Source organism: Ruminococcus sp. Marseille-P328, from assembly GCF_964249465.1.
Classification (GTDB): domain Bacteria; phylum Bacillota; class Clostridia; order Lachnospirales; family Lachnospiraceae; genus Blautia_A; species Blautia_A faecis.
Window position 1 is genome coordinate 1 of record NZ_CAXUBQ010000037.1, and the last position, 18,007, is coordinate 18,007.

Genomic DNA, 18,007 nt, shown 5'->3' on the forward strand with positions numbered 1-18,007 from the left:
GTAGCCATCGGTGCCAGTGAAACTGCCCTCAATATTTTCCTGCTGGATAAATTAAAAAGTTTTCACATGACTTATCCTGGAATCCGGCTAAGGCTATACAACCATTCCACACCGGAAGCCATTGAATCAGTTAAGAGTGGAAAGATTGATTTTGCAGTAGTTTCCACTCCGGCAGAGGTGGATTTCCCATTGAAACAGATCATGCTCATGCCGTTTCAGGAGATTCTGGTTGGAGGCACTACTTTTACCGCCCTTAGCAGTCAGGAGCTTTCCCTTCGGGAGGTAAAGAACTATCCGCTGATTTCTCTTGGGCGGGAAACTATGACCTATAAATTCTACAACAGTGTATTTTTATCACATGGTCTGGATCTTTCCCCGGATACGGAAGCTGCCACTGCGGATCAGATTCTGCCTCTGGTAAAATGCGAGCTCGGGCTTGCCTTTTTGCCCCAGCCGATGGCCGCACCTTCCCTTTTGAAAAAAGAGATCGTACAGATTCCATTAAAAGATGAAATACCGGAGCGCCAGATCTGCCTGGTGTATGACAGCCAGCATCCTATGGGAGCTGCGGCAAGGGAATTAAAAAATACCATTCTATTAGGGCATGTATAAAAACAGCGTATGGAAAAAATTTTGGTAATTAGAAAAAACTTGGAGAAAGTACTTTATGGATTACATAAAAGAAGCGAAAAAACTTGGTTTTTCAAATACGGCAATCATGGACACAAAAAAACTCGTATTCAAACCGGAATACCGAAAGTTTTGTGAAGAAAATCAGTGTGGATGTTACAACGTAAATCCAGCATGTCCACCTGAATGCGGAACGGTAGAAACTATGAAACAAAGGGTATTTGCCTATGAAAAAGCGCTTATTCTACAGACGATACAAAGTAAGGATATGGACTATAAAATGGCGAAGCTTGCGCACAATAAACTCACCGAACAGTTGGCCTCTAAAATAATGGAATCTGGAAATACCGACCTGCTGATCATGTCCGCTGGTCCTTACAGGCACTATTCTTGCCTGTCCGCCTACTGTGTTGATGCCCAGGAAATGGCAGATGCGGTGGGAATGACCTGCTGGGGGACCGATGATAAGATACGGTATTTTTCACAAATTTTATTTCATGGAAACTTATAATGGAAAACACTTACAACGGTCTGTGATATGGCAGACATAAAAATATGATATGAAAAAGAAATCTCTCATCCTATTGCGGTATGACTATAACAATGCTATAATCCCTCCCGAAAAGAGACAGGTACAGTTCTCATTATGATCCAAACAGAAAAAGAGGCGTTTTAGTATGAAAACAGTTTTACCAAGAGAACAAGCTGTAGAAGATATTTTTTCCAGAATCCTGGCTTCCCCGGAGGCATCAGGAAGGCTTCGGAAAGTGTTTTACCAATATCTGGACGATGAACATATGCTGGTGGATGAGGATCCGGACCACTTTTTGCAGGTACTCTTTCACGCTTACCAGAACGGGGATGTAAGTGCTCTTCTTCTGGAATTGTGTGGCAAAAGTATGTTTGATCTGCTCCGCGAAGCCTACCTGATTCCAAGAAAATTCCATGGAAAAGCAGGAGAGAACCCGGTTCTTCTTACTAATGTGGAAGGAGAGCTTATTCCAGAAACAGGGAAGATGGTTTCCGCTCATGAATACGGAAAATTTAAAGAGACATTTGACAGGCATGAGTGTGTACCCAGGTCCGGGCTTTACCTTGCAGATGGATATGACATTGTACATTCTTACACGGACGGACTGGAAATTAAAGAAGAAAAAGAAGAACGCCAGCGTGGAATCTTGATCCTTTATGCACTCCCGGATACCTGTAAGCTGGGTCTTACAGAAGCCCAGACTTATGCCGTTGTATGGAAGACTTTCCAGGAAATCCAGCAGGCAGCACCGCATGCCGTCGTATTCTATGGACAGGAGACCGGTATAAAAAAAGAAAGTCCCGATAAACCCTTTGATGAGCTTGGCGTTCTCCTTCCTATCCATGAGTTTGAGAAGAAAATGCTTCAGCGCATGGAGGAAATTGATGGAATCGTCCTTGCCTGCAGGGAACGGATGATGGAACAGGCTGGAAATGACAGCCTGAAATTATAATGAGACTTTTTTGAAGGAAGTGGCTTTATGCAGTTGGAGAGGGTCAGAAAAAATCACATGGACGTGGAGTGGCATGAATACACCGATGAAAATGGCAAAAATACTCCCGTTATAAATGCGAGCATCACGGAAAAGGCTTCCATTATAGGACGTGTAGGGATTATGTTTTTATCCTGTGGAACTGGAGCATGGAGAGTCCGAAGCTCTATGAATGCCCTGGCGGAAGCGATGGGGATTACCTGCACCACAGATATCGGGCTGATGTCCATTGAGTACACCTGTTTTGATGGGGAAAACGGATTTACCCAGTCGTTATGTCTTACCAATACAGGGGTGAATACGTCAAAGCTGAACCGGCTGGAGCATTTTATCCGCAATTTTGAAACAGAGGGGAAAAATATGTCCGGGGAAGAGCTTCATAGCTATCTGGATGAGATTGAAAGAATTCATGGCCTTTATTCCCCGGTAGCCCTGGGGCTGGCTGCCGCCATTGCATGCTGTGGATTTACCTTCCTTCTGGGCGGAGGACTGGTAGAAATGTTCTGTGCTTTTGTTGGCGCAGGACTTGGAAATTTCTTTCGCTGTAAATTAACAAAGCATCATTTTACCCTGTTTCTTGGAATTGTTTCCTCGGTTTCTCTGGCATGCTTTGTATATGCAGGACTTTTGAAATTAGGGGAAATCCTGTTTGGGATTTCCATTCAGCATGAAGCAGGATATATCTGTGCCATGCTTTTTATCATCCCTGGTTTTCCCTTTATTACCAGCGGAATTGACCTGGCAAAGCTGGATATGCGTTCTGGCATGGAAAGGCTCACTTATGCACTGATCATTGTTCTGGTAGCCGCCATGTCTGCCTGGATCATGGCTATGCTCCTTCACCTGCAGCCAGTGGATTTCATAAAGATCCGTATGTCTGCTGCAATGTGGATCCTCACACGGCTTGCTGCAAGCTTTTTCGGCGTGTTCGGTTTTTCCATCATGTTTAACAGCCCAGTCAGGATTGCCTGTTCTACGGCAGTACTTGGTGCAATTGCAAATACCCTCCGTCTTGAACTGGTGGATCTCGTAGCTTTACCTCCGGCAGTAGCTGCATTTATAGGGGCACTTACAGCCGGACTTCTTGCCTCCCTTTTGAAAAATAAGGTGGGTTATCCAAGGATTTCCGTGACAGTGCCTTCCATTGTGGTCATGGTACCGGGGCTTTATTTATACCGTGGATTTTATAACCTTGGAATCATGTCCTTATCCGTTTCTGCATCCTGGTTTGCAGCTGCGCTTCTGATCATTGCATCGCTTCCGCTTGGACTAATCTTTGCAAGGATTTTAACAGATAAGACGTTTCGGTATTGTACCTGACTTGATTTGTGCTTGTAACAAAGACCGTAATAAATGTGATTGGTGAAATTGTGAAAAGGATATCTGATATTTTCTTCTGACCGGTGATTTTGACCATACAGGCATTGACTGGGAACCGATTGGAAATATGAATGATATGGAGAATCCTCCGCCTTTAGGCGGGGATTCTCTGCGTTTATGGATAAAGTTGTGCAAAATAATAAACCTTATCATACGGAAAGGCAGAAAAGCCCGAAAATACAGTATTTGTGCGGCTTTGGGGAATTTTGTACTTATCGTATTTTATCGTAATTTATCGTATCTTGATGAAAAAATGGTGTACTAATGGTTTAAAATGGACGTAATAAATGGGAATGTGCAAATTGAACAAAGACCAGATATCAAGATTAATACTGCCGAAGCAGACCTTATAGAAATAATCATCGTAAGACTTGGCGGAGAAAATCAAGATCAAAAAGGACTCGTTGATTTTTTATATGGATTGTTTTCAGGTAATCAGGAAAAAGTATTATCATATATTCCGGACTCTGATAAACCGGTCCGACAAAAGGAGGTGGCTGATATGTTAAGTATGATTTCCTATGCCGAGGAAAATGGTATAAAAAAAGGCGAAAAAAAAGGCGAAAAAAAGAGTGAAAACCGTTTAGGAACATTTATGAATATTCTTCTGAAGAACAAACGTTATTCGGATGCAGAGAAGGCCTCTGAGGATGAAGAGTATCGTGAGGAGCTTTATAAAGAATATAAATTATAAGCATATTAAGAAGTACATCGGTAGAAATTATATGCACTGTAAAAAATAATAAAATATAAAAAGGCAGGTCTTTTTTAGGCTTGCCTTTTATAAATGGAAACTCAAGAGATTATGCAATTTCTGCAACAACTTGGACAAAATGAAACTGCATGTGTTCAAGCATTTCAACGTTGTCATTATGAATATCAGAATATCGGCTTTGCATATTATGCTGGGATAAAGGGAGACAATTAGAATAAAAGAGCCATTGATTTTGCTGTTGAAGGAAACATTGCAGATATAACGATGTTAAAAAATATAAAATCGAAATTAAAATCTGCAGTTGAAAAAGCAATCAAACCAGCTGAATCAGCTAAGCATATAAGGCCGAAATACTATATATTAAAACGATAATGTTATAAAAATCAAAACAAATTTTTGTATGTAATATACAAAATATCAATTCCTTTTAAAATTTAATTGACATTTCTAATAATAAGTGGTATTACTAAAGCATAGTTAATGCAAGCGCTTTCATAAAGGAAGCGCATATATTAAATCGCATTATGCAACCGATTGCATAATGCGTGAATGGAAGGAGGTTTTCACAAGAAAATTATTTTTTTACCATGGAATGCAACCGCTTGCATAATATCTGATATAAGGTTATAATAATGACACCAACAACACGGATAATGTAAAGAATCCTATAAAAATCAGAAAAAAATCTTATATCAGGGAGGATGTATATGGGGGCAACGTTAAATGATATCGCAAAAAAAGTGGGAGTTTCTCAATCTACTGTATCAAGAGTGATCAATGGAACTGCACCAATTTCAGATGAGATGAAAAATAAAGTTTATAAAGCAATGAAAGAGCTTAATTATCATCCAAACAGCCTTGCACGAAACCTTGCGAAAGGAAAGTCCCTTACGATCGGGCTAGTGGTAGATGCTGACAATGAAAATGCATTTGCCAATACCTTTTTCACGCGAAGTGTTTATGCAATGGAAAAAGTAGCACAGAGAAATGGATACAGTCTTCTGATCACAAATGATGTGGAAGAAAAAAGTTCTCCTGCATGCGAGCTCATTTTTGGACACAGAGTTGATGGATTAATTTTGACAGCTTCAGACTTGAACCAGAATATTTTATCAGCCCTGAGAAATGAAAACATTCCATGGGTGGTAATGGGAGAAACATCAGAGAAAAATGAAACCATGAACTGGGTAGATATGGATAATCTCCAGGGAGGCGTAAAAGCAGTCGAGCATTTACTTAAATGCGGCTATCGAAAAATTGCTTATGTGGCAGATGATCTGGAAGCCATGTTTACCAAACGAAGGATCCAGGGTTATGAGAAAGCTTTGGAGGGAAAAAATACCTGTATTATTTTTAAGGAAAAGAATGAAGAAGAATTGGAAAGAAAAATTATAGAGTCAACAGAACATAAACATGTAGATGCATTTTTATGCTCCAACAATATAATTGCCTTTCAGGTTCTGCAGGCATTGAAAAAACTTGGAAAGCAGGTACCCACAGAAATTGGAGTTGTAACTTTTGATAATTATCCCTTTGCAGAATATATGGATCCGCCGCTCACTGTAGTGGATATCGATACTTACAAGCTTGGGGAAATGGCAGCAGAGGTTTTGATAAATAAGATAAAAGATCAAAACTTTATACAAAGAGAGAACCTAATTTCAACTGAGTTGATTCCTAGGTTGTCTACTCGAAAGGTATAATAGAGTGAGGATATCAAAACCAATGCAGAATTGGAGAAAAAATGAATATACCGGCAGTACAACATCATGCAGGCTATCCGGATGTGTATCTTGCCAGCAGAAAGAAATTGGTGGTGACGATACATGCCGCTGCAGGTGATATTAGAACCTGCGAATTGCTGATTTTTCCAAGAACTTCACCAGAGAAGATCAGCAGTTACCTTATGCAGCGTGTTACTAGAGATGGTGTGAGAGATCATTTTACAGCAGAAGTGATTACAGAAGATACGTTAAGGTATTTGAAATATTACTTTAGATTAACTGACACCGCAGGAAAGATTTATTTCCAGAATGCATGGGAAACCAGTGAAAACGAACCAGAAGATGGATTTTATGAATTCCTCTATGCGAATGAAACTAATGTTTTAAAAGTTCCTGAATGGGCAAAAGGAGTTATTTATTATCAGATTTTCCCGGAACGCTTTGCTAATGGGGATTCTTCTAATGATCCTTCTGGCTGTCAGGAATGGGGAACAATACCTAACAGAGAGAATTATATGGGAGGCGATCTCTCCGGAATTCTGAAAAATCTGGAATACCTGAATTCTCTTGGAGTGGAATGCCTGTATCTGAATCCCATATTCAAAGGGGATTTTAATCACAAATATGCTACAACGGATTATTTGGAGATTGATCCTTCTTTCGGAACAAAGGAAACATTTCAGGAACTGGTTGAAACCTGTCATAAATATGGGATAAAAATCGTTCTTGATGGGGTATTCAATCACTGTGGCATACATTTCGCTCCCTTTCAGGACATACTTGAAAAACAGGAATTATCCAGGTATTGTGACTGGTTTTATATCATAAAATTTCCTGTAGAAGTATCGGAAACAGATGCAGTTTATGAGTGTGTCGGGGACTATGGATATATGCCAAAACTGAATACGGCAAATCCGGAAGTACAGGCCTATATTTACAATGTGATGGTCTTCTGGCTGAACGAGTATCATATTGATGGATGGCGCTTAGATGTCGCAGATGAAATCGATCCCTCTTTGTGGACAAGAATCAGATATCGGATTAAGTCAGCGTATCCGGATTGTCTCCTTTTGGGAGAAACATGGGGAGATGGATTTTCCTTGCTGGATGAAAAATCCGTAGACAGTATCATGAATTATGTATTCCGGGATAGTGTGAGGGATTTTCTTGCCAGGGGCAGCATTGATGCAAAAATGTTTAACCACAGAATTTGCCAGATGCGTTCCCATTATCCGGAAGAAATCAGGCAGGCGCTTTTCCAGCCGCTGGACAGTCATGATACGGAACGATTTTTATGGAATTGCAGCGGTGATATTCGCCGTTTGAAACTGGCCGCTTTGTTCCAGATGTGTTTCCCAGGGGCTCCAAGCATCTATTACGGTGATGAAATTGGCTTAAATGGTGACAATGATCCCGATTGCAGAAGATGCATGGAATGGAACCCCGCAAAACAGAATGCAGATGTATTATCTTTTTACAAAAAAATAATCCGTATCCGAAAAAAGAATCCATGTTTAAGAACAGGAAACATTGTACCACTTGTATGTGAAAAGATGACATACGGGTATTTATGCCAGTCAGACAACCAACAAATTTATGTACTCATTAATGTGGCAGAAGAAGCGACTGAAGTGCGGCTTCCCGTTCTTAAGATTGCAGAGTACAAAGATTTATTGACAGGAAAAAGTTATCAGGCAGAAAAGCTGGTAAACGCAGGATATTTTAATGAAGACATGATTTCCTGCCAGGGAGCTTTAAAGTTATCATTGAGAGCATTTGAAGGCATCATTTTAAAAACAGGAGGAATGAAAAATGAGAAAAAGCAGTAAGTTATTTACCATTTTATCAGCAGCAATGTGTGTAACAGCATTAGGTGCAGCACCCTGTTATGCAGAAGAGGTTACCATCAATTTCTGGCATCATTACAGCGAACAGTCTGCCGAAAATGAGACATTGAATAATGTTTTGATCCCTGAGTTTGAAAAAGAAAATCCTGACATTAAGGTAAATGCAGTTTCTCATGAATGGTCAGATCTTCATGAAAAAATCCTGATCAGTGCCAAATCTGAGACGCTTCCAGATGTAGCACGACTTGACAGTGCCTGGGTACCTGAATTTGAAAAAATGGGAATTTTAGTACCTCTGAACCAGGAGATGGATGATTATCAGGAAGTAGCGGACGGTCTTCTGGAAAGTGCGATGAGTACCGCTCAGATTGGACAGGATACTTACGGACTTGCGTTAAATACAAATACGAAAATACTGTTTTATAATGTAAAGGCCTTCGAAGATGCCGGACTTTCTGCGCCGACTACTATGGATGAATTTATAGAGGACTGCAAGAAGCTAGCGGGCGAAAATGAAAATGGCCAGCAGATCTGGGGCTATGATGAACCAGCATTAGCAGGATGGAATTTATGTCCGTTTATCTGGAGCATGGGTGGTTCCATAACCAATGAGGATCAGACCAAGGCTACCGGATACTTAAACAGCGCTGAAACCGTAAATGCAATCCAGACACTTGCGGATCTGTATAAAGAAGGTGCGATCACTGGATGGAATAGTGGAGATATCCCAATGACGGATGGTTTTGGAACTGGAAGATATGCCATGATCATGGATGGTCCGTGGAAAATCTCTGAAATGGAAGGCTCATATCCAGATTTTGAATACGCAACAGCTCCAATGCCAGAAGGCGAGGGCGGTTCCCATTCTGTTCTTGGCGGCGAGGATATTTCCATGTTTAATACGGCAAACAAAGATGCTGCATGGAAATTCATGAAATTTATGACTGGTGAGTTTGCGCAGGAAGAAATGGCAAAATGCAGCCAGATTCCGGTAAATAAAGCTACTCTCGAAAGCGATACCGTAAAAAATGCTGATTTTGCACCATTTATCGAGGCTATTAAATCCGCAGAATCCAGACCTACCGTATCCTGCTGGTCTGAAATCGACAGCGAACTGGCAACTGCTGTAAGCGCTGTTATGAATGATGAAAAGAGCGCACAGGACGCCATGGATGAACTAGTAGAAAAAGTAGACGCTTTATTAGCAGAAGAATAATAGAACAGATTCTTAAGTTAACGGGAGGGATTGTATGAAAACAAAGAAAAGCCAAAATATCCAGATTGGATTTCTTCTCCTTCCAGGTATTTTGATTTTTGGATTCTTTACCATTTATCCAATCGTAAAATTATTTATCACAAGCTTTTTCAAATGGGATTTTGGCTCTATGTTTGATCAGGAGTTCATCGGATTTGCCAACTATAAAGAGGTTTTAACGGATCCATATTTTCACCTGTCATTTTCGAATTCCATTGTGTATACATTGGTAACAGTACCAGCACAAATGATACTTGGACTTCTGATCGCAATGCTCATAAACAATATTAATAAATTTTCCATTAGTTATCGAGTGGCATATTACCTTCCCGTTATTACTTCATGGGTAATTGCATCCTTAGTGTTCAAGTATGTTTTTAACACGGAAGGATTGCTAAACTATTTTCTTACCAAAGTAATACATCTGATCAGTGGAAACATCCATTGGCTGGACAGTCGGTGGGGCGGCATGAGCGTTGCAATGCTTTTGGGAACCTGGAAGGGAATCGGATGGAATATGGTAGTCTTTTTAGCTGCTTTACAGACTGTTCCAAGAGACTTATATGAGTCTGCAGCATTAGATGGTGCCGGAACTATTGCCAAATTTATCTATGTGACAATTCCTTCCATAAAAGGAACGATCCTGTTTGCACTGGTAATGCTCACCATTGGTGGATTTAATGTGTTTACATCGATTAAAATGATCACAGATGGAAATCCAGGACATAAAACAGAAAGTGTGCTGACCTGGATGTATTATAAGGCATTTAGTACAGGTGAATTTGGTTATTCCGCAGCACTTTCCTTTATTATTGCGGTGGTATTAGGAATATTGGCAGTTGTTCAATTCCGGATGATGGATCACAGTAAACTGGATTAGGGGGTGGGGAACTTGAAGATATCCAAAAAAGCTGTTTATAAAGGAATCACATACATAATCCTCACTCTCGGTCTTATCATTGTTGTTCTTCCAATGATCTATATGCTGAGTACTGCATTGAAGCCAAATGGTGCATTATATGAATATCCTCCCAGATTTTTTCCAAAAATAAAAGAAATTACCTTGGAAAATTTTCAGTATATTCTGCACCAAAAGAAGTTCGGAAACAATTTTATCAATAGTATTTTTGTTTCCACTGTGACGGTAACAATAGCAGCAATTGTTGCGGCAGCAATGGCATTCTGTATTGCGAGGTTTAAATTTCCGGGACGTAAGTTCTTATTCACGTTTATCATGCTGACCATGATCATACCTGGGACTACTTTGATTGTTCCCCAGTATGAGTTAGCGGTCAAACTGAAGGTGATCAATAAATTAAGCGGGTTAATTCCGTTTTATGTTGCATGGGTTATTCCCTATTCTACTTTCATGATAAAAGGGTTTGTAGAGAACATTCCCGGGGAGTTGGATGAAGCAACCTATATAGATGGTGGAAGTGTATTTACTGTTTTTTTCCGAATCATTCTTCCATTAACGAAACCAGGAATTGCTTCTGTATCTATTTTTAATTTCCTTACTGCATGGGAAGAATTTCCGTGGGCCAATACAGTCATTAATGACGATCTGAAAAGAACATTGCCCATCGCTATTTCCGGATTTTTCGGACAGCATCAGTTTACACAGTGGGGATATGTTTTTGCACTCTCTGTACTGAGCTTAATTCCAATACTTGTAGTTTTTATTTCCTGTCAGAGATTCTTTATTGAAGGATTAACGGCAGGAAGTGTAAAAGGTTAAATATGAAAATAGAAGAATCGGGTAGAAAGTGATTAACAATAGGCTTTCTGCTCGATTTTTCACGTTATAGGAAAGACCGCTTGCGGCGCTCTCCTAAATTGAAAAATGAGGATGTGAAGAAAACAACAATAAAAAGGAATTATTTCGAAAGCAGGAAAAAATAGATTTATCTTTTATAGAGTTTGAAATTTTGCATTTATTAATGCGAAGTCCCGGAAGAATGTTTAGCAAAGAACAAATATATGATATCATATGAAATGAACCTTATTTCGGTGATTATAATGTGGTTATGCGACATATCTGCAACATTAGAGAAAAGAAAACAAATCTCAGTGAGGTTTCTGTGACATTTGGATGCTACACTGAAAATGAAGGAGTGTGATACCATGCGAATTTTAGTAGTCGAGGATGATCGACTTTTGAATAATACTTTATGCTATAACTTGAATACTGCGGGCTATGCGGTTGATTCTGCACTGACAAAATCAGCGGCCAGTAGTTTCTTGACGAAGCAGGACTATAACCTGATTGTACTGGATGTAAATTTGCCGGACGGGAACGGTTTTGACTTCTGCCGGGAGGTAAAAGAGCGCCGCCCCGATACCGCTATTATCTTTCTGACCGCAAATGATATGGAAAGCGATATGCTCAAAGGGTATGAACTGGGCGCAGAGGATTATGTGACAAAACCTTTCCCTATGAGCGTCTTTCAAAAGAAACTGGAGGTGGTGCTGGGGCGGCTGACAAAACAATATGGTGGTGATACTTATGAGAATGGCACACTGACCATCAATTTTTCAGAGATGAGTGCTGCCCTGTCAGGAAAGCCACTTACATTCACCCCACTGGAATATCGACTTTTGAAAATCCTGATGAAAAATCCACAGATTGTTTTGACGCGGCAAGTCTTGTTGGAAAAACTGTGGGACGCAGACGGAAATTTTGTGGATGAACACGCTCTGACTGCGGCTATCAGCCGGGTACGAAACAAAATCGAAACACCCGACCGTCAGTACATCAAAACGGTATATGGTATGGGCTATATGTGGATCGGAGGGGCGCTGAAATGAATGTGCGAAAACTTTCCGTCAACAAAGCCTGTATCTTTTTAGCTGTTCTCCTGCTAGCAGCAATGGTGACGGTTTCAGTGGCTTTATATGCGTTGATCCAAGATATAACCGCTGTTTGGTATGTACTATTGTTCGGCATCTTTGTGCTGTTTTGCTCTATTTGTTTTATGGTGCTGGTTCGCCGCAAATTGGCGATGTTCTCTGATGCTTTTTGCAGTTTGATGGATGATATGTTGTCCGGGAATATGCAGCCGAAACAGACTGTGGAAGAAGAAAGCCTTTTCTATAAAATTGAATATCGGCTGAACCGTTTGTATGAAGTCATGCAGGAAAACAAGAACAGCATTGCACAAGAGCGGGCTGACTTGCAAGAACTAATTTCCGATATTTCCCATCAGGTCAAGACCCCGATTGCGAACTCGAAAATGATTAACAGCACCCTGCTTGAAAATGAAGTCCCTGTGCAAAAGCAAAAAGAGTTTCTTACAGCACAGGCCACCCAACTTGATAAACTGGATTTTCTCATGCAGGCTATGATTAAAACCTCGCGTCTGGAAACAGGTGTCATTTCTCTGGAAAAGAAAAGCCAGCCGCTTTATGACACGCTTGCCGCCGCATTGGGAGGTATCCTTCTTAACGCCGAGAAAAAACAGATCAATGTTCAAGTGAACTGCCCGGAGAGCTTGATCGTTTCTCATGACAGAAAATGGACAGGTGAAGCGCTGTTCAACATTTTGGATAATGCGGTGAAATATACGCCGGAGGGCGGTCAAATCCGGTTTTCGGTTGAAAGCCTGGAAAGGTATGTGAAAATTGACATTGCTGATACAGGCATTGGCATCTCAGAACAGCATCAGGGGGCAATTTTCAAGCGGTTCTATCGGGAGGACATCGTACATGATGTAGATGGAATTGGTATTGGTCTGTATCTGGCTCGTGAGATCGTAACCTTGCAAGGCGGTTATATTCGGGTAACATCCGAGGTTGGGAAGGGGTCAACCTTTTCTGTTTTCCTGCTTCGAGAACAGAGTAAGTACGCCGAAGAATAAATGTCACAGGCTTATGACATTTAGAACCGAATTGTCCAGAAATAATTTATAGCTCGTGACATTCCTGTGAGGTTTGGTCGTTACAATGGGCTTAACGAAAGAAAGGATGGTGTTCTTTATGAGCATTTTGCAAACGACTGAACTAAAAAAATATTATGGTTCAAAGCCCAATATTACGAAAGCACTGGATGGCGTAACCCTCTCCATTGAGGATGGGGAGTTCGTGGCTATTGTTGGTACTTCTGGCAGTGGAAAATCCACACTTCTGAATATGATGGGAGGTTTGGATACTCCAACTTCCGGCAGTATCAAAGTAAAAGGAAAAGAATTGTCGAAATTCAAGGATGAACAGCTTACCATCTTCCGCAGACGCAACATCGGTTTTATCTTTCAGAATTACAATCTTGTTCCTGTGCTGAACGTCTATGAAAATATTGTTTTGCCGGTGGAGCTGGATGGTGATACCGTTGATAAGCATTTCATGAATGAAGTCGTGAAAATGCTGGCTCTCGATGAAAAGCTGAACAGTATGCCTAACAATCTGTCCGGTGGTCAGCAGCAGCGTGTAGCGATTGCCCGCGCCCTTGTTTCTAAACCGGCTATCATCCTGGCCGACGAACCTACTGGAAACCTTGACAGCAGAACCAGCAGCGATGTATTGGGTCTTTTGAAAATGACCAGCCAGAAATTTCATCAGACCATTGTGATGATTACTCATAACAATGAGATTGCCCAGCTTGCCGACCGCATTATTCGTATTGAGGACGGCCGGATTTCCGAGTAAAGGGGGCGAAAACATGACGGATATTTTATTTGGGAATAACAACAGACTTGTCTTGAAACTTCTGGCAAAGCGCTCGTTGAAAGCTCAAAAAAATACGATTGCGGTATTGGCAATCATGCTTGCTACGTTGCTTTTTACCAGTTTGTTTACGATTGCCATTAGCTTGCAGACTGCTATGCAGGAAAGTAATATTAGGACAACCGGCACTTCTGCCCATGCTGGTATCAAGCGTTTATCCTGGGAGGAATATGAGAAGCTATCATCGGATACAGGAATAAAAGACATCGGATATTCAATTATCATAGGAAATGCCGTGGGAGATGATTTCAATAAGACGCCGACGGAACTGCGATATGGTGATGAAACTTATTCGGAACTGACCTTTAATACTCCTGATACCGGACATCTGCCGGAACAAAAAAATGAGATCGCCACCAGTCGTATTGTTCTGGATGCGATGGGACTGCCGGATAAAGTCGGCACACAAATGGAGTTGACCTTTACAACCGATACGGATACATTTACCGATACCTTTACGCTTTGCGGCATTTGGGATGGGGATGCTGTGGCGTACCGTCAAACAATGCTATTATCCAAAGCATATGCGGAACAGGTAGCTCCGGTCATCCACGGGGAAACGGACGGAACAACCCCACCTGTTGGAACCGGTTATATTGATGCTGTTATGATGATGCCTACGGCATGGAATATTGAAAAGCAGGCATTAGAGGTGACTTCCAAATACGGTTTAGATGAACGGGTAAGTATTAACGACGCTTACCAAATGGCAACGGTCAATCTTTCTTCCATGCTGCCCCTTGTGACCGGTATTGCGGTTATCTTTATCGCAGGTTATCTTCTAATCTACAATGTGTTTTATATTTCTATCGCGCAGGATATTCGGTTTTATGGAATGTTGAAAACACTGGGAACCACCGCAAGACAAATAAGGAAAATCGTTTATAAAAAAGCAATTAAGCTATCTCTTATGGGTATTCCTATTGGACTATTGTTGGGATGGCCGATTGGTCGGTTGTTGTTGCCTGCGATTGTAAATATGCTAACTGATGATATAAGGGTCGTTACTACGGTAAATCCATTGATCTTTTTGGTAGCGATTGTCTTTTCTGCAATTACAGTTTTCATTAGCTGTCAAAAACCTGCGATATTGGCGGCTAAAGTTTCTCCGATGGAGGCACTGCACTATATTGAACAGACTGGTGGAAAGAAAAAGCAGCGACGCAGTAAGCATATCAGCACAATGATGATGGCAAAGAGCAATCTGACTCGAAACAAGAAAAAAGTAATGATCGTTACTTTGTCTTTTGTCCTTAGTATTGTTCTCTTGAATAGCGTTTATACCTATGTGACCTCCTTTGACTTTGATAAGTTTGTGGCTGATTTCAGCCTTACAGATTTTACAGTTTCCGATACAACAGTAATTAACAATTATGCGCCATATAACACAGCGAATGTAAGCCAGGATTTTATTAGCCAGACAGAAAGTTTGAATGGTCTTGAAGATATAGGAAATATCTACTTATGGACTTCCAAACAGCCGCTTTCTGAAAACGACCTCGCCCGATTACAGGAACTCTCTGCTCCTTCCAGTGATATTGCAAATGAACTGGAAAATTATAGGGTTCGACAGGAACATGGTGTGAATGTATATGGCTTGGATGATTTTCCGACAGAATATGTACAGGTGTTAGACGGTGAACTAAACACGGAACAGTGGAAAGCCGGAACCGGCGTGTATGTAACTCCATTGCGAATGATGGGTGATGGTTCTCTTTGCTTGTATAAACCGGGCGATCAAATTAGCGTGACACAGCTTGATGGTACAAATAAAGTGTATGATGTGCTGGCTGTGGTACGTATTCCAAGCGCATTACAAACTCCTTTGCAGGTAGACATGGGATTGGACTATATTTTCCCGACCAATGAACTTTTGGGAAATATGGTACCCGCCGATCAGCCGGCCATGAAAACAATCTTCAATGTGGATCATGAACACCAGCTTGCAACCGAAAACTGGCTGAAAAACTACACTAAAAATACGGACACCTCTTTGGATTATCTTTCAAAAGTGACCCTGCGGCAGAACTTTGACAGGATGATCAATATGTTCCGTCTTGTGGGCGGCACTCTTTGTGCGATATTGGCTCTGATCGGCATACTGAACTTTATCAACTCCATAACAACGTCTATCTTGTCTCGATACAGAGAAATTGCAATGCTACAATCGGTAGGTATGACAGGATGGCAGGTTAAGCAAATACTGATATATGAAGGGATTGGTTATTCTATCTTGGGCCTTTTAGGTTCTCTGATACTTTCCGTTATAGCAAGTCTAACGGTGGTTCGGATGATGGGTGTGGAATTAACCTATTTTACATGGCATTTTACCCTGCTTCCGGTATTTCTCTGTATTATCCCTCAGCTCCTCATTACAGCCATTGTTCCTTTGGTCTGCTATAACAAAATGGCACAAAAAACTGTGGTAGAGCGGTTACGTATTGCCGAATAAAATACGCAGATACGAAACGGTCATCCAAAAGGGGTGGCCGTTTTCAAATGTCACAAAATTTGGGCAACGAGTGAAATCACTGCCTTACCTGTATTGTGTTGAAAAATTTCGCCTAACCTTAGAAAAAGTTGATTTGTTGATTGCTGAAAACTCTATTAACTTATCATACAGAAAGGCGGAAAAGCCCGGAAATACAGTATTTGTGCGGCTTTTGGAAATTTTGTACTTATCGTATCTTGTCGTAATTTATCGTATCTTGATGAAAAAATGGTGTACTAATGGTTTAAAGATCAACATCATCTGCTTTTTCCAGAATCAAACAGTTGGAGTTAAATGGATATATCCGCAGAATCCCGGCATCGCCAAGAGCAATTGAGATTTTATAGTGGGGTGTCGGCATGAACAAAGTATATGTAGATGTAGTAGCAGAGTTTCGGAAAGACGGACAGCTGGTTCCCATATTTTTTACATGGGAGGATGGAAGAAAGTATAGCATTGACAGAACTTTGAAAATCGAGCGGTGCGCCAGCAGAAAGGCAGGCGGTGTAGGAATGATGTACACCTGTATGATACAGGGGCAGGAAAGCCACTTGTTTTACGAAGTGGATAAATGGTTTATGGAGAGAAAAACAGCATAAGGAGAGATTGGTATAGACGATATTATTTGGATTATTAATCGGCAGAGATAGTCACTTTCCCTTTATATTCCTGCAGGTTTTACATAAGAAGATGGATTTCGGTCAGCAAAGGCAGCTCCCACAATGCCTTTTGGATATCCGCTTCTGCAAGTTGTAGTAAGTAATTGCTTCCCATCAAAATCATGAGATCGTGGTACCGCAGGCAAAGGATAAAAGATTTAAACCGTCACTGGGCGTTGAGGAAGAGTAGGTGAGTAATATGAGATACGAAGATTCGATGAAAGGTGTAGCTGATCAGATAATCAAAGAACAGCAGCGAGCCAGTAAAATTAAAAACAATCCAGAAGAGTTCCATTGGCATGACGAATATGCAACGTTGAATTTCTTTCGGTTTATCTGCAAAAATATCGGTAACTTGAGAAATGGAGAAATTGAAAAAATGGTCACACGTTTAAAGTACATAGATCAGAAAGCAGTGGAAAACCATGTGAATGGTGCTGTTTGGGCATTTGATTATGATAAGATGTTCTGTGTATTGATGGAAAATGAAATTTGTCGAAAGGTGTGTGAAAAGAATAAATATAACAGTTGGATGAATCTGATTGGACAGTATTGTGTTTCAAGGACTTAAAGACGAAGAAAGTTGTTGGAGAGAAATAATTTCCAGCAACTCTGTCTTTAATGAATAGAGTTCATTTTTTTATTCAACTATTCCCATGATATATACAATATGTAAATGTGCAATTCAAATATCAGTTTATGCTAAGTGTAAAAATAATAATAATTACTATTATTGACAAAAGAATAATTATCATGTATAATACAGATATATAAGAAACAAAGTGTTAGAAAAATTGCTAGGAACTTGGTAACAAAAATAAATCGACATTGAAAAGGGAAAATGACTATGAAAAAATATGAATGTGAACCATGTGGATATATTTATGATCCGGCAGTAGGAGATCCAGATGCTGGTATCGCTCCAGAAACTGCATTTGAGGATATTCCAGATGACTGGACATGCCCAATCTGCGGATTAGGAAAAGATGTTTTCGTTCCTGCAGAAGACTAAGCAGAAAATGCAGGTACGAAACTGCCAGACATTAAAAGAGCCTAAGAGAACA

18 protein-coding genes and 1 pseudogene are annotated in these 18,007 nt (G+C 40.6%); 18 read left to right on the forward strand and 1 reads right to left on the reverse strand.

The annotated features are described in order from the left end of the window. The 4 genes from ACESTK_RS18785 to ACESTK_RS18800 form a co-directional block, all read left to right on the forward strand. Positions 1–612: LysR family transcriptional regulator substrate-binding protein (locus ACESTK_RS18785; protein WP_195409837.1), on the forward strand; the 612-nt coding region annotated here is incomplete at its 5' end. Between the two features lie 55 nt (positions 613–667). Then, the gene (locus ACESTK_RS18790; protein ID WP_118583164.1) at positions 668–1,141 is read left to right on the forward strand and encodes a DUF2284 domain-containing protein; all 474 of its coding nucleotides are present in this window, start codon (positions 668–670) and stop codon (positions 1,139–1,141) included. Between the two features lie 166 nt (positions 1,142–1,307). Next, positions 1,308–2,114 (forward strand): DUF4866 domain-containing protein, encoded by an 807-nt coding sequence (locus tag ACESTK_RS18795; protein WP_373120498.1) that lies wholly within the window; start codon positions 1,308–1,310, stop codon positions 2,112–2,114. A 27-nt stretch (positions 2,115–2,141) separates the two neighbouring features. Continuing rightward, positions 2,142–3,473, forward strand: a complete 1,332-nt coding sequence (locus ACESTK_RS18800; protein ID WP_118583160.1) for a threonine/serine exporter ThrE family protein — start codon at positions 2,142–2,144, stop codon at positions 3,471–3,473. 8 nt (positions 3,474–3,481) lie between these two features. On the opposite strand, the pseudogene ACESTK_RS18805 reads toward ACESTK_RS18800, so the two are convergent. Next, a pseudogene (locus tag ACESTK_RS18805) lies at positions 3,482–3,652 on the reverse strand (hypothetical protein); the annotation flags it as partial. 155 nt (positions 3,653–3,807) lie between these two features. Between ACESTK_RS18805 and ACESTK_RS18810 the strand changes: the two are divergent. The 14 genes from ACESTK_RS18810 (at position 3,808) to rd (ending at position 17,955) form a co-directional block, all read left to right on the forward strand. Next, on the forward strand, positions 3,808–4,227 hold the full coding sequence (locus ACESTK_RS18810; protein WP_373120499.1) for a hypothetical protein: 420 nt from the start codon (positions 3,808–3,810) through the stop codon (positions 4,225–4,227). Between the two features lie 728 nt (positions 4,228–4,955). Further along, on the forward strand, positions 4,956–5,951 hold the full coding sequence (locus ACESTK_RS18815) for a LacI family DNA-binding transcriptional regulator (RefSeq protein ID WP_373120500.1): 996 nt from the start codon (positions 4,956–4,958) through the stop codon (positions 5,949–5,951). 41 nt (positions 5,952–5,992) lie between these two features. Further along, positions 5,993–7,801, forward strand: a complete 1,809-nt coding sequence (locus tag ACESTK_RS18820; protein ID WP_373120501.1) for a glycoside hydrolase family 13 protein — start codon at positions 5,993–5,995, stop codon at positions 7,799–7,801. After that, positions 7,785–9,035, forward strand: coding sequence for an extracellular solute-binding protein (locus ACESTK_RS18825; RefSeq protein ID WP_118583152.1), 1,251 nt, complete (start codon positions 7,785–7,787; stop codon positions 9,033–9,035). The genes ACESTK_RS18820 and ACESTK_RS18825 overlap by 17 nt, the downstream gene beginning before the upstream one ends. Positions 9,036–9,069: 34 nt before the next feature. Beyond that, complete coding sequence (locus ACESTK_RS18830; RefSeq protein ID WP_118583150.1) at positions 9,070–9,954, forward strand: carbohydrate ABC transporter permease; 885 nt, start codon at positions 9,070–9,072, stop codon at positions 9,952–9,954. 12 nt (positions 9,955–9,966) lie between these two features. After that, positions 9,967–10,812: a carbohydrate ABC transporter permease gene (locus tag ACESTK_RS18835; protein WP_118583148.1), complete on the forward strand. Its 846-nt coding sequence runs from the start codon at positions 9,967–9,969 to the stop codon at positions 10,810–10,812. A gap of 160 nt (positions 10,813–10,972) precedes the next feature. Further along, positions 10,973–11,068, forward strand: a complete 96-nt coding sequence (locus ACESTK_RS18840; RefSeq protein ID WP_226836773.1) for a winged helix-turn-helix domain-containing protein — start codon at positions 10,973–10,975, stop codon at positions 11,066–11,068. Positions 11,069–11,198: 130 nt separating this feature from the next. Then, positions 11,199–11,882, forward strand: coding sequence for a response regulator transcription factor (locus ACESTK_RS18845; RefSeq protein WP_187566616.1), 684 nt, complete (start codon positions 11,199–11,201; stop codon positions 11,880–11,882). Further along, a complete protein-coding gene (locus ACESTK_RS18850; RefSeq protein WP_118583144.1) occupies positions 11,879–12,931 on the forward strand; it encodes a sensor histidine kinase KdpD in 1,053 nt (350 codons plus the stop codon). Before ACESTK_RS18845 ends, ACESTK_RS18850 begins: the two co-directional genes overlap by 4 nt. Before the next feature lie 118 nt (positions 12,932–13,049). Continuing rightward, positions 13,050–13,715: an ABC transporter ATP-binding protein gene (locus ACESTK_RS18855; RefSeq protein ID WP_014078567.1), complete on the forward strand. Its 666-nt coding sequence runs from the start codon at positions 13,050–13,052 to the stop codon at positions 13,713–13,715. Between the two features lie 13 nt (positions 13,716–13,728). After that, the gene (locus tag ACESTK_RS18860; RefSeq protein ID WP_373120503.1) at positions 13,729–16,245 is read left to right on the forward strand and encodes an FtsX-like permease family protein; all 2,517 of its coding nucleotides are present in this window, start codon (positions 13,729–13,731) and stop codon (positions 16,243–16,245) included. Positions 16,246–16,643: 398 nt separating this feature from the next. After that, complete coding sequence (locus tag ACESTK_RS18865; protein WP_173770328.1) at positions 16,644–16,883, forward strand: hypothetical protein; 240 nt, start codon at positions 16,644–16,646, stop codon at positions 16,881–16,883. 259 nt (positions 16,884–17,142) lie between these two features. Beyond that, positions 17,143–17,514, forward strand: a complete 372-nt coding sequence (locus ACESTK_RS18870; RefSeq protein WP_118583137.1) for a hypothetical protein — start codon at positions 17,143–17,145, stop codon at positions 17,512–17,514. Between the two features lie 276 nt (positions 17,515–17,790). Continuing rightward, a complete protein-coding gene (rd, locus tag ACESTK_RS18875) occupies positions 17,791–17,955 on the forward strand; it encodes a rubredoxin (RefSeq protein WP_195993094.1) in 165 nt (54 codons plus the stop codon). Positions 17,956–18,007: the final 52 nt, after the last annotated feature.